This window comes from Nocardia sp. NPDC059691 (assembly GCF_042733915.1).
In the GTDB taxonomy this organism is placed as follows: domain Bacteria; phylum Actinomycetota; class Actinomycetes; order Mycobacteriales; family Mycobacteriaceae; genus Nocardia; species Nocardia sichangensis.
Genome location: NZ_JBHWFB010000016.1, coordinates 128,996 through 140,488 on the forward strand (window position 1 = coordinate 128,996; position 11,493 = coordinate 140,488).

Sequence of the window (11,493 nt, forward strand, 5' to 3'; positions counted from 1 at the left end):
CCATGCGTGACATCGACCAGGCACATACTCTCACCGAAGCGGTGCTCGATCCCATCCTCGCCCGCGAACCCGCGGGTCCGCGCGTCACCTACTACGACGACGCCACCGGCGCCCGCATCGAGCTGTCCGGCGCGACGCTGGCGAATTGGGCGGCCAAGACCGCCAACTTGATTCGCGACGAGTTCGGCCTGAGCCCGGGCGCGCGGGTCGCCGTCCTGCTCCCCGCGCACTGGCAGACCGCCGCGGTGCTGCTGGGCTGCTGGTGGGCGGGCACCGAGGTGGTGTTGCATCCGGACCGGGACGCCGATCTGGCCCTGGTCACCCCGGACCGCCTGGACGACGCCGACGGAGCGGGCGAGGTCGCGGCCCTGTCGCTGAACGCCATGGGCTCGCCGGTGCGCGACCTGCCGGTGGGCGTCACCGACTTCGCCACCTCGGTGCGCGTGCACGGCGACCAGTTCCTGCCCCGCGGCGCCGGCGTCGCGCTGGACGGCATGCCGGTCGCCGAGGTGCTCGCCGAGGCACGGAAATCGGCGATGCGCCAGGGCTTCGCCGAAGGCGACCGAGTGCTGTCGAGCACGCCGTGGGACACCCCGGCCGAACTGATCGACGGATATCTCGCGGTGCTGGCCGCGGGCGCTTCGCTGGTGCAGGTGGTCAACCCGGATCCCGCGCTGCGCGAGCGGCGCGTCGCCTCGGAGCGGGTGACCGCGCAGCGCGGCTGAGCGGCTCCTACCACGGTATAAGCGCCGAATCCGACCTGAGGACGTTCCACAAGCGGGCCGGGTTCCGTACGGTGGACTCATCGGCGACGACGACGGGGTTGGACTTATGAAGCCACATTATTGGTTCCGCTGGTTGTCCGTGCAGGGCGCGCCTCGTCTCGTCCTGCGCCTGCAGGCGCGTCGCGGTGACCCATTCGCCGAACTGATGGGCGGACCGGCCGGCTTCGACGACCCCTATCCGCTGATCGAACGTCTGCGCGGCGAGACGAGGCTGTTGCGCACCTCGATCGCGTGGGCGACCTTCGACCACGAGCTGTGCCGCTCCATCCTGCGCGACAGCCGCTTCGGTGTGCGCACCACGGAGAGCTTCAACATTCCCAAGCCGCTGCAGAAGCTCGCGGAGCGCTTCCCCTTGCCCCCGAATCCGGTGGAGCCGCCGTCGATGTTGGTCATCGATCCGCCGGAGCACACAGCCATGCGCAAACCGGTGGCCTCGGCCTTCACCCCGCGCGCGATCCGCAGGCTGCGCGACCGCGTCGAGTCGGTCACCGAGGAACTGCTGGACGATCTGCCCGCGCACGGTTCGGCGGACCTGATCCGCTCGTTCGCCGCCCAGGTGCCGATCGCGATCATCTCGGAGATGCTCGGTTTCCCGGACGAGGACAAGGCGCTGTTCCTGGACTGGGGCGATCAGATGACGCCCCTGCTGGACGTCGGCATCCCCTGGCACGCGCACCGGAAAGCGATGCGGGCCATGGAGGTGATGAACGACTACCTCGACCAGCACATCGAACGGTTGCGTCGCGCGCCGGGCGAGGACATCCTCAGCAGCCTGGTCGCCGCGGGCGAACTGGACTCCTACGCGCTCAAGGCCACCGCGAGCCTGCTCATGGGCGCGGGCTTCGAGACGACGGTCAACCTGATCGGCAACGGCGTCGCGCAGTTGCTGGCCCATCCGGATCAGCTGGAGCGGCTGCGCGAGGAGCCGGAGCTGTGGCCGAACGCCGTCGAGGAGATCCTGCGTTTCGACTCCCCGGTGCAGACCACCGCGCGGACCGCGCTGACCGACGTCGAGATCGACGGCGTCCGGGTGCGCGAGGGCAACACAGTGGTGCTGTCGCTGGCGGGCGCCAACCGCGATCCCGCGGTCTTCGCCGATCCAGGGCGTTTCGACGTCGGGCGCGACAACGCCAAGGACCACCTGTCCTTCAGCAGCGGCGTGCACGTCTGCCTGGGCGCGAGTTTGGCCAGGATGGAAGGCGTCTACGCCCTGCAAGCCCTGTTCGAGCGGTTCCCCGACCTGCGGCTGGACGGTCCGCTGCGGCGGCGCGCGCTGTTCACCCTGCACGGGTACGAGCGCATGCCGGTGCACCTCGGCCAGCGCGCGCAGGCCCCGGAGCCGGTCTGATCAGCCCGTGGTCTTCCAGACGTAGCGGGTCTTCGGGCGCCCGGCCCGGCCGTAGTCGGAGCGGCGGACGACCAACCCGTCGTCGGCCAGCTTCTCCAGATAACGCCATGCGGTGATGCGCGAGACGCCGATCGAGGTCGCGGTGTCCGCGGCCGTCACACCTTCGGCCTCGGCCGCGCGCACGGTGCGGGAGATCTCGTCGAGGGTCTGCGGCGCGACGCCCTTGGGAGTCGTCGCGCGCTGGTCGGGGGTGCGCAGGGCGCTCAACGCCCGGTCGATGTCGTGCTGGGAGATGGCGCTCTCCCCGGCAGGGAGCGCGGTGCGGAACTCGCGATAGCGGTCCAGTTTGTCGCGAAACGCGGCGAAGGTGAACGGCTTCAGCAGATACAGCACGACGCCGTGCGACACCGCGGTGCGCACCATGGCCAGGTCCCGCGCGGACGTGATGGCGATGACGTCCGGGCGCGGCGCCAGGCCGGTCAGTGCGGCGGCGACGTCGAGGCCGCTGGCGTCCGGAAGACCGATGTCCATCAGCACCAAATCGATCGGCGTGCCCTCGGCCGCGGCGTCGGCCGCCGCGCGCATCGCCTCGCGTCCGGTGTGGGCGATGCCGACGGGTGTGAATCCGGCGATGCGCTCCACGTAGGCGCGGTGTGCTTCGGCGATCAGCGGCTCGTCCTCGACGATCAGCACGCGGATCATCGTGCCTCCTTTCGTGGGATCGTCACGGTGACCGCGCTTTCGGGATCCCGTTCGGTATGGATGCTTCCCCCGTGACGGGCCACCAGCCGGTGGACCAGCGCGAGACCGAGCCCGTGGTGGTCGGCTTTGGTCGAATAACCGCGCTGGGACGCGCGGGCGAACGTCTCCGCCGACATGCCGGGGCCGCTGTCGGCGACCCGGATGTAGAGCGTGGACTCGTCCGGGGCGTCCGCCCATTGGTGGCGCAGCGTGACCTCCACCCAGCCGGAGGTGCTGTCCGCCGCCGCATCGATCGCGTTGTCGACGAGGTTGCCCACCAGCGTGACGGTTTCGTGCGGGGACAGCGGGTCCACCGAGTCGAGCGCGGTGTCGTCGGTGATCGTCAGCTCGATGCCGCGTTCGGCGGCCTGGTTCACCTTGCCGAGCAGCAGAGCGGCCAGGGCAGGCGCGCCCACCGCGGCGAACAACCGATCGATCAGCGACTGGGACAGCTCCAGTTCCGCCGTGGCGAACTCGACGGCCTCGCGGTGGCGACCCAGTTCGACCATGGTGACCACAGTGTGCAACCGGTTGGCCGACTCGTGCGCCTGCGCCTGCAACGACGCCGCGAAGCTGCGCACGGAATCGAGTTCGCCCATCACCGCCTGCAACTCGGTGTGGTCGCGGATGGTCATCACCGTGCCGATCGCCCGGCCTTCCCACTCCACGGTGTCCTGGTTGACCAGCAGGATCCGGTCGGTGGTGACGTGCATCTCGTCGCGGACGGTGCCCCAGCTCATCCGTTGCAGCGACAGCGGGAGGTCGCTGCGCCGCACGTCGCCCGCGGGCAGGTCGAGCAGGCGGCGCGCCTCGTCGTTGACCACCTCGGCATCCTCGCCGGACGCGCCGAACACCACCAGGCCCTCGTGCACCGAATGCAGGACGGCGTCGTGGTGCTCGTACATCGCGCGCAACTCGTCCGGCGCCAGGCCGTGGGTCTGCCTGCGCAGCCTGCGGCTCAGCAGGAACGATCCGCCCGCGGCCAGCGCCAGCCCGGCCGCGGCGACGCCGAGGATCAGCGGGAACTGAGTGGCGACCTGGTCGCCGATCTTCGCGCGGGTCACGCCAGCGGAGACCAGGGCGACGATCCGCCCGTGGTCGTGGACCGGAGTCACCGCCCGGATGGAGGGGCCGAGCGTGCCGGTGAAGGTCTCGGTGAACGTCTCGCCCGCCAGCGCGCGATCGATGGTGCCGCTGAACGGCAGTCCGATCATCGCGGGGTTGGTGTGCGTGTAGCGGGTCCGATCCAGCGCCATGACCACGATGAAATCCATGCCGGTCTCGCGCCGGATCTCCTCGGTCACCGGCTGCAACAGCGCCGTCGGATCCGCGCTGTGCAGCGCGTCGATGGTCGAGGGCGCGTCGGCCACGCTCACCGCGACGTCGGTGACCTCCCTGGTGGTGGTGACGTCGCTGTCGTGCCTGGCGTCCAGGACCGCGAGCACCACGCCGATCCCGATCATCACCGCCAACACGACCAACTGGAAGACGAACGCCTGCCCGGCGAGGGAGAGCCGACCGCGTCTCACAAGCTCTGCCTCCGCTGAACGTAATGCACCAAACAGTGACCGGGATCACCCGGCCGACCATCATTCTGCCTGGAAGGCGTGAGCCACTTCGCGTCGGTACCTTTCGAAGGGAAATCCTCGCTATGAGCGACACGACTCGAACGCGGCGCGACCGCACCCATTGGCTCTATCTGTCCGTCATCGTGGCGGTGGTCGCGGGCGTCCTCGTCGGCTGGCTGGCGCCGGGCGCCGCGCAGTCGTTCGCCCCGCTGGGAACCATTTTCGTCAATCTCATCAAGATGATGATCGCTCCCGTCATCTTCTGCACCATCGTGCTCGGGATCGGCTCGGTGCGCGCGGCGGCCACCGTCGGCAAGGTCGGCGGACTGGCCATCGGCTACTTCCTGGTCATGTCGACCATCGCGCTCGGCATCGGTCTGGTCGTCGGCAACCTGCTGCAACCCGGCGCGGGATTGAACATCGCCACTTCGGCCAAAGCCGGTCACAACCTCGCTGATACCGCGCACAGCGCGGGCGGTACCTGGGAATTCGTCCAGAACATCGTGCCGTCCACGCTGCTGTCCTCGCTCACCACCGGCAACGTGCTGCAGGCGCTGTTCGTCGCGCTGCTGGTCGGATTCGCGGTGCAGGCCATGGGCACGACGGGCGAGCCGATCCTGCGCGGCGTGGCGCTGCTGCAGAAACTCGTGTTCCGCATCCTGGTGATGATCCTGTGGCTCGCGCCGATCGGCGCGTTCGGCGCGATCGCCAACGTGGTCGGCAAGACCGGCTTGGACGCCGTGGCGAAGCTGGGCACGCTGATGCTCGCGTTCTACCTCACCTGCGTGGTCTTCGTCTTCGGCGTGCTCGGTCTGCTGCTGTGGAGCGTGTCGCGGGTGTCGATCTTCAAGCTGGTCCGCTACCTCGCGCGGGAGTACCTGCTGATCGTCGCGACCTCGTCGTCGGAATCGGCGCTGCCACGGCTGATCGCGAAGATGGACCACATGGGCGTCGAGCGCACCACCGTGGGCGTCGTTGTGCCCACCGGCTATTCGTTCAACCTGGACGGCACCGCCATCTACCTGACCATGGCATCGCTGTTCATCGCGGAGGCGATGGGCAAGCCGCTGTCCATCGGCGAGCAACTCGGGCTGCTGGTCTTCATGATCATCGCGTCCAAGGGCGCGGCGGGCGTCACCGGCGCGGGGCTGGCCACGCTGGCGGGCGGATTGCAGAGTCATCGGCCCGAGTTGCTCGACGGTGTCGGCTTGATCGTCGGCATCGACCGCTTCATGTCCGAGGCGCGGGCGCTGACCAACTTCTCCGGCAACGCGGTCGCCACGGTGCTGATCGGCACCTGGACCAAGACCGTCGACGTGGATCGGGTGCGCGAAGTGCTCGATCGCAAGTTGCCGTTCGACGAGCGGACCATGGTCGACGACGACCACGGGACGCCCGCGCAGGCGCAGGAATCCGAGGCCAAGGATCTGGTCCAGGCATAGCGCGCGCACGACGAAGGGTCCGCAGGATCTGCGGGCCCTTCGTGGCGTCCGGGATCAGGCCTCCCACTTCTCCGGGTGCAGATGGTGCTGGGTGAGGGCGTTGGCGTGGCCGTGCCCGAAACCGTGCTCGGTCTTCAGCCACTCGACGAGTTCCTTGTGTGCGGCCAAACCGGTCTCGCGCATGGCGGCCTTCCACTCTTCGATGGTGCGGCCGTACTTGGCCTCGATGGAGGGGAAGTAGGACGCGGGGCCGTGCGGCTTGGTCGCCATGGTCGATCTCCTTGCTCGTCGTGCGTTCGATGGTGCAGACGGGGCAGCTGCCGGAAAATCATCGCACCGGCCCGTCATGCCGCCGCGGACTCGCCGCTGCGGGCGGCCTTCGGCGAGCTGGAAGCCATGTTCCGGCCCTTCGTCGATGCGCCCGACCTCGGCGCCCGCACGGAGGTCGCCTGGAGCTCACTGCACGGCCTGGCCACGCTGGGCGGGGGTGGACGGCTGCGGCCGGAACTGCGCGATCGACGCCTGGCCTTGCTGGTGGCGGAACGGCTCGCCGCCGTGGGCGCGGCGCGGGCCTGACGTCCGTGTCGGCATGCCCGTCGCCGGTAGCGTGGGGGTATGGCTGATGTGGTGGTGGTCGGCTCCGGACCGAACGGCCTCGCCGCCGCGGTGATCCTGGCTCGGGCGGGGCTCGCCGTGGAGGTGTACGAGGCCGAGGCGACGGCCGGAGGTGGGTCCCGTACGGCGGAACTCACTCTGCCCGGCTACCGGCACGATCTGTGCGCGGGCGCGCATCCGATGGCGGCGGCCGCGCCGCTGTTCCGCGCGTTCGACCTGACCGCGCACGGTGTCGAGTTGCTCGCACCGGAGGTCTCCTACGCGCATCCGCTCGACGGCGGTGTGGCCGGACTGGCCTGGCGAGATCTGGATCGGACGGTCGACGACCTCGGTGCCGACGGCCCGGCGTGGCGCAAACTGTTCGCTCCGCTGGTGCGGCACTGGCCGGACGTGGTCGACATCGCGATGTCGGATCTGCGCCGCATCCCGTCCGGGCTCGCGACCTCGATCCGTTTCGGCCTGCGCACCCTGGAGCAGGGCTCGCCGCTGTGGGACATGAGGTTTCGCGACCAGGTCGCGCCCGCCCTGCTGACCGGCATCGCCACCCACGCGATCATTCCCCCGCGCGCCGTCACCGCCGCGGGCGCGGCGCTGTTGCTCGGCACGCTGGCCCACGTCGAAGGCTGGGTGATTCCGCGCGGCGGCAGTCAGGCGATTCCCGACGCCCTCATCGCCGAACTCGAACGTCTCGGCGGACGGGTGCACACCGGCCACCGGGTCGACTCGATCGACGAGTTCGCCGGCGCCCGCGCCGTTCTGCTCGACCTCGCCCCGGCCGAACTGCTGCGTATCGCCGGGCATCGGTTGCCCGCGCGGTACGCGAAGCGCCTGGGGCGTTTCCGGTACGGCGGCGCGGCCTGCAAGATCGACTTCGCCCTTTCCGGGCCGGTGCCGTGGCGAGCCGAGGGCTGCGCGCTGGCCGGAACGGTGCACGTGATCGGCACCCGCGCCGAGGCCATGGCCGCCGAGCACGCCGTGGCGATGGGACGACACGCCGACCGGCCCTACGTGCTGTCCATCCAGCCGGGCGTGGTCGATCCCACTCGCGCGCCCGAGGGCGGCCACACGTTCTACACCTACGCACACGTGCCCAACGGCTCCACCCGCGATGTCAGCGAGGAAGTGATCGGCCAGGTCGAGCGGTTCGCGCCGGGTTTCCGCGATCTGATCGTCGCCAAGAACGTGATCACCGCCACCGAAATGCCCGCGCACAACGCCAACTACATCGGCGGCGACATCTCGGCGGGCGCGATGACCCTGCGCCAGTTCGCCTTCCGCCCCGCTCCGCGCTGGAACCCATACGCCACACCGATTCCCGGTGTCTATCTCTGCTCGTCCGCGACGCCCCCGGGCCCCGGGGTACACGGTATGTGCGGGCTGCACGCCGCGCGCCACGCCCTGCGCGACCGCTTCGACATCCGCACCGATCCGCTCGACCTCTTACGCACCCCGGCTTTCCAGCATCGCTGAGGACTGCCCCGATCGCCGAGTCGCTAACTCGTGGCGGGCTCGGTGCGGTAGAGATCGGGTTCGAGGTAGATGACGCGCGCCGCGGGTACCGCCGCGCGGACGCGGGACTCGGCCTCATCGATGGCACCGGCGATCGCCGCGATGTCGAGTCCGGGAACGACGCCGACCTTCGCGGCCACGAGCAGTTCCTCCGGGCCGAGGTACTGCGTTTTGAGGTGGATCACCCGGTCGATGCGGGTCCGGTCGACCAGGTTCGCGCGGATCAGCCGGTTCTCCTGCGGCGTGGCGCCCTCGCCGATCAGCAGGCTCTGCATCTCCACGATCAGCACGATCGCGATGACGCCGAGCAGCCCGCCGATGGCCAGCGTGCCGACGCCGTCCCAGACCGGGTCGTCGGTGAGCATGGTCAGGCCGACGCCCGCGAACGCGAAGACCAAGCCGATCAGCGCGCCGGTGTCCTCCAGCAGCACCACCGGCAGCTCGGGGCTGCGCGAATTGCGGATGAACCGCCACCAGCTCGCGTCACCCTTGAGCGGCGCGGACTCGCGCACCGCGGTGGTGAAGCTGTATGACTCCAACGCGATCGCGATCACCAGGATGATCACCGCCACGATCGGCGAACTCAGCTCCTCCGGATGCTGGATCTTGTGGATGCCCTCGTAGATGGCGTAGCCGGACCCGAGGGTGAACAGCACGAGCGCAACGATGAACGAATAGAAGTAGCGGTTGCGCGCATAGCCGAAGGGGTGCAGCTCGTCGGCTTCCTTCGCGGCGCGCTGCTGGCCGAGCAGCAGCAGTGCCTGGTTGCCCGTGTCGGCCACGGAGTGCACGGCCTCGGCGAGCATCGATCCCGAGCCCGTGATCGCCGCACCGACGAACTTCGCCGCGGCGATCCCCGCGTTCGCGGACAACGCCGCGATGATCGCCTTCTTGCCACCGCCAGCCGACATGGAAGCATGTCCTCTCTGTTTTCGAGATACCCGCGAACAGACTAGGACACCTGGAATCCGGCGTTCCGGATCGGTCAGCCGGTCGCGCCGACGGACGCGCAGAACAGCTGGACGTCGCCGTCCACCGCTTGGGCGCGAATATCGGTGTCCACGGCGGAGATCCACGCCGCGCCGCCGCGGGTGAGCTCCAGCGACGAGTCGTTGCGGAACAGCCGCACCGTCCCCGCGGTGCACAGCACGATGCCCGGTCCCGCCGCGGTCAGCGGCACCCGGGCGGAACCCGCGACCAGGTCGAAGCGGCGCAGCGCGAACTCCGGTGCGGGCGTGCGATAGCGCACCGACCCGTCACCGGCGGGCTCGGGCAACACGGCAGGCAAGTCGATCGGCTCGAAATCCAGCACCCGCAACAGCTCCGGCACGTCGACGTGCTTGGGGGTGAGCCCGCCGCGCAGCACGTTGTCGGAGTTGGCCATGATCTCCACGCCCACCCCGCGCAGGTAGGCGTGCAGATTGCCGGCCGCGAGGAACAATCCTTGGCCCGGCTCCAGGGTCACCCGGTTCAGCAGCAGCACCGCCAGCACACCCGCGTCGCCCGGATAGGCCTCGGCCAATTCGAGGGTCGTGCGCGCCTCGGCCGTGAACTCACGGGCGCCCTTGCCCGACAGATACCGCACGCAGCCGTCGAGCACCTCGGGCAGCAGCGTGGTCAGCACGTGGTGCGGCAGCGTGATCCAGGTGGTGAACAGCGTGCGCAGGCCCGCCTTGTCCGGTTGCGCGGCAAGCAGTTCGCAGTACGGGCGCAAGCCGTCCACCGCCAGTGCGCGCAGCAGTGCGACGGTGCGGTGCGGATCGCGGAAACCGGCCAGCGCCTCGAACCGGTCCAGCGCGACGACCAGCTCGGGCTTGTGGTTCTCGTCGCGGTAGTTGCGCAGTGGGGAGTCCAGCGGCACCTTCGCCTGGTTCTCTCGCGCGAACCCGGCCCGCGCCTGCTCCGTGCTCGGGTGCGCCTGCAGCGACAGCGGCTCCTCTGCGGCCAGGATCTTGAGCAGGAACGGCAGCTTCTCGTCGAATCGTGCTGCGGCCGAGCCCAGTTCCCGGCTCGGGTCGGCGGCGATCAGTTCCAGCAGCGAGGTGGTGCGGTCACCGGATTTCACGTGCGCCGGATCGGCCGGGTGGGCGCCGAACCACAGTTCGGCCTCTGGATGCGCCGACGGCACCGGCCTGCCGCACAGCTGAGCGAGCGCGGTGCGCGAGCCCCAGGCATACGAGCGCAGCGCACCAACGAGTTCGTGCACTAGTAGCTTCCCCCGTACTGCCCCTGGCTGTCGGCCGGAGCCGTCCGCGAGCCGAGCAACCGCAGGTAGGCGGCGGCCATCTCCAGTCGCAGCGCGAGCACCGCGAGCTGTTCGAGTTCGGTGCCGTTCGCCTGCGCGGACTCCTCGGCATGGGTCTGCGCGGGCGCGGCGGGGTCGGTCATCTCGGTGTGCAGCAGGTCGACGTCGGCGTTCACCAGATCGGCGTCCACCAGGTTCCCGCCCTCGCCACCGAACACCGCGATGCGACGGCGTGCCGCCGCCCGATCGCGATCGGCGCTGAGCACGAACACCCGGACGCGCTCGACCGGCGCGGGCCCGTCCAACTCCTCGTCGTGGAACATCGGGTCGAAGTCGGGCGCGGATTCGCCTGCCGCTTCGGCCATCCGGGTCCGCGCGGCCACGGCCTCGGCCAGATCCACCGCGGTGGCGACCTTGCCCGCGGACTGCAACAGCACCTCGGCGCCGTGCTCGGCCAGTTCGGCGGCGGCGGGCGAGTCGCCCGCGAGCACGATGCCCCGCTGCTGCATCCGGGCGGCCAGCGTCTTGGCTGGGTTGTGGAAGACCTCGTTGTGCGGGCCGTCGCGTAGCGCCTCCGCGTCCAGCACGTCGGCCAGGTCGGCGAGTTCCGGGACCGCGGCGCCGGTGCGCTGGGGGTCGACCGCGCGCAGGACCGCGATTCCGGCGGCCAGGAAGCGCAACAGGCGGTTGTACCCGAGAACTTGGACCCTGGGTTCCAGGACGGCGGCGCGTCCGGCAGCGGCGGCGCGCAGCGGACCCTCGTGCGGCGCGGCGACGACCACCTCGGCGCCGCGACGCAGCGCCCGGTCGACGGCGTCGATCAGGCGCGGATCACCCGCGTCGTCGCCGGAGACCAGGACGACGTCCAGCGGCCCCACCCACGGCGGCAGGGCGGCGGCGGGCACGACGGGTAGGCCCGCGCGGTCGCCGAGCGCGGCCACGAGCAGTCCGGCGGCACGTGCGGCGCGTCCGGAACCGGAGACCAGCACCACGCTGCGCGGTCGCAGATCGGCCAGCCGGGCCAGCGCGTCCTCACCGACGGCCGCCGCGGTGGCACGCACCTGGGCGCCGCCAGAGGCGGCCGAGCGAAGGGCGCCGCCTGCGTCGGCGGCTTCGAGTGAAGCGGCATCGTCGAGGTCGAGCACCGGTGTTCCAGCGATCATCGGGCGTTCCACCTCCCCTCATCGCGCTGTGTCTTTTCCGCCCCCGCGCCCACCCGGTCCAGCTGCCACACCGAGAC

11 protein-coding genes are annotated in these 11,493 nt (G+C 70.2%); 5 read left to right on the forward strand and 6 right to left on the reverse strand.

All coding sequences use genetic code 11. The features are described 5' to 3' along the window. Nucleotides 1-2: 2 nt before the first annotated feature. Together ACFV2O_RS30395 and ACFV2O_RS30400 are read left to right on the forward strand one after the other, a co-directional pair. The gene (locus ACFV2O_RS30395) at nt 3-725 is read left to right on the forward strand and encodes a TIGR03089 family protein (RefSeq protein WP_379254904.1); all 723 of its coding nucleotides are present in this window, start codon (nt 3-5) and stop codon (nt 723-725) included. 106 nt (nt 726-831) lie between these two features. Then, nucleotides 832-2,133, forward strand: a complete 1,302-nt coding sequence (locus ACFV2O_RS30400) for a cytochrome P450 (protein ID WP_379254906.1) — start codon at nt 832-834, stop codon at nt 2,131-2,133. On the opposite strand, the gene ACFV2O_RS30405 is transcribed toward ACFV2O_RS30400, so the two are convergent. Continuing rightward, nucleotides 2,134-2,835, reverse strand: a complete 702-nt coding sequence (locus ACFV2O_RS30405) for a response regulator (RefSeq protein ID WP_379254908.1) — start codon at nt 2,833-2,835, stop codon at nt 2,134-2,136. Further along, nucleotides 2,832-4,403 (reverse strand): ATP-binding protein, encoded by a 1,572-nt coding sequence (locus tag ACFV2O_RS30410; RefSeq protein WP_356967325.1) that lies wholly within the window; start codon nt 4,401-4,403, stop codon nt 2,832-2,834. Before ACFV2O_RS30410 ends, ACFV2O_RS30405 begins: the two co-directional genes overlap by 4 nt. 122 nt (nt 4,404-4,525) lie before the next feature. On the opposite strand from ACFV2O_RS30410, the gene ACFV2O_RS30415 reads away from it, so the two are divergent. Continuing rightward, on the forward strand, nt 4,526-5,884 hold the full coding sequence (locus tag ACFV2O_RS30415; protein WP_355077168.1) for a cation:dicarboxylate symporter family transporter: 1,359 nt from the start codon (nt 4,526-4,528) through the stop codon (nt 5,882-5,884). Nucleotides 5,885-5,938: 54 nt separating this feature from the next. Here the strand turns inward: ACFV2O_RS30415 and ACFV2O_RS30420 are convergent, their stop codons facing one another. After that, nucleotides 5,939-6,154: a DUF4287 domain-containing protein gene (locus tag ACFV2O_RS30420; RefSeq protein ID WP_355077166.1), complete on the reverse strand. Its 216-nt coding sequence runs from the start codon at nt 6,152-6,154 to the stop codon at nt 5,939-5,941. Nucleotides 6,155-6,280: 126 nt separating this feature from the next. On the opposite strand from ACFV2O_RS30420, the gene ACFV2O_RS30425 reads away from it, so the two are divergent. Together ACFV2O_RS30425 and ACFV2O_RS30430 are read left to right on the forward strand one after the other, a co-directional pair. After that, nucleotides 6,281-6,460, forward strand: coding sequence for a hypothetical protein (locus ACFV2O_RS30425; protein WP_379254911.1), 180 nt, complete (start codon nt 6,281-6,283; stop codon nt 6,458-6,460). Nucleotides 6,461-6,499: 39 nt separating this feature from the next. Then, on the forward strand, nt 6,500-7,969 hold the full coding sequence (locus tag ACFV2O_RS30430) for a phytoene desaturase family protein (RefSeq protein WP_379254913.1): 1,470 nt from the start codon (nt 6,500-6,502) through the stop codon (nt 7,967-7,969). A 23-nt stretch (nt 7,970-7,992) separates the two neighbouring features. Here ACFV2O_RS30430 and ACFV2O_RS30435 read toward each other — a convergent pair whose 3' ends face one another. From ACFV2O_RS30435 to ACFV2O_RS30445, 3 genes are all read right to left on the reverse strand, one after another. Further along, nucleotides 7,993-8,919 (reverse strand): cation diffusion facilitator family transporter, encoded by a 927-nt coding sequence (locus ACFV2O_RS30435; protein ID WP_356967334.1) that lies wholly within the window; start codon nt 8,917-8,919, stop codon nt 7,993-7,995. A gap of 74 nt (nt 8,920-8,993) precedes the next feature. Next, nucleotides 8,994-10,214 carry a mannose-6-phosphate isomerase, class I gene (gene manA, locus ACFV2O_RS30440; protein ID WP_379254915.1) on the reverse strand — a complete coding sequence of 407 codons (1,221 nt, stop codon included), beginning with the start codon at nt 10,212-10,214 and terminating at the stop codon, nt 8,994-8,996. Beyond that, the gene (locus ACFV2O_RS30445; protein WP_355077157.1) at nt 10,214-11,416 is read right to left on the reverse strand and encodes a tobH protein; all 1,203 of its coding nucleotides are present in this window, start codon (nt 11,414-11,416) and stop codon (nt 10,214-10,216) included. The genes manA and ACFV2O_RS30445 overlap by 1 nt, the downstream gene beginning before the upstream one ends. Nucleotides 11,417-11,493 lie beyond the last annotated feature (77 nt).

What these genes read in the sequence shown, in the direction of transcription:
- ACFV2O_RS30395 (WP_379254904.1), top strand. Translation starts at nt 3, where the DNA reads ATGCGTGACATCGACCAGGCACATACTCTCACCGAAGCGGTGCTCGAT.
- ACFV2O_RS30400 (WP_379254906.1), top strand. Translation starts at nt 832, where the DNA reads ATGAAGCCACATTATTGGTTCCGCTGGTTGTCCGTGCAGGGCGCGCCT.
- ACFV2O_RS30405 (WP_379254908.1), bottom strand. Translation starts at nt 2,835, where the DNA reads ATGATCCGCGTGCTGATCGTCGAGGACGAGCCGCTGATCGCCGAAGCA.
- ACFV2O_RS30415 (WP_355077168.1), top strand. Translation starts at nt 4,526, where the DNA reads ATGAGCGACACGACTCGAACGCGGCGCGACCGCACCCATTGGCTCTAT.
- ACFV2O_RS30420 (WP_355077166.1), bottom strand. Translation starts at nt 6,154, where the DNA reads ATGGCGACCAAGCCGCACGGCCCCGCGTCCTACTTCCCCTCCATCGAG.
- ACFV2O_RS30425 (WP_379254911.1), top strand. Translation starts at nt 6,281, where the DNA reads ATGTTCCGGCCCTTCGTCGATGCGCCCGACCTCGGCGCCCGCACGGAG.
- ACFV2O_RS30430 (WP_379254913.1), top strand. Translation starts at nt 6,500, where the DNA reads ATGGCTGATGTGGTGGTGGTCGGCTCCGGACCGAACGGCCTCGCCGCC.
- ACFV2O_RS30435 (WP_356967334.1), bottom strand. Translation starts at nt 8,919, where the DNA reads ATGTCGGCTGGCGGTGGCAAGAAGGCGATCATCGCGGCGTTGTCCGCG.
- ACFV2O_RS30445 (WP_355077157.1), bottom strand. Translation starts at nt 11,416, where the DNA reads ATGATCGCTGGAACACCGGTGCTCGACCTCGACGATGCCGCTTCACTC.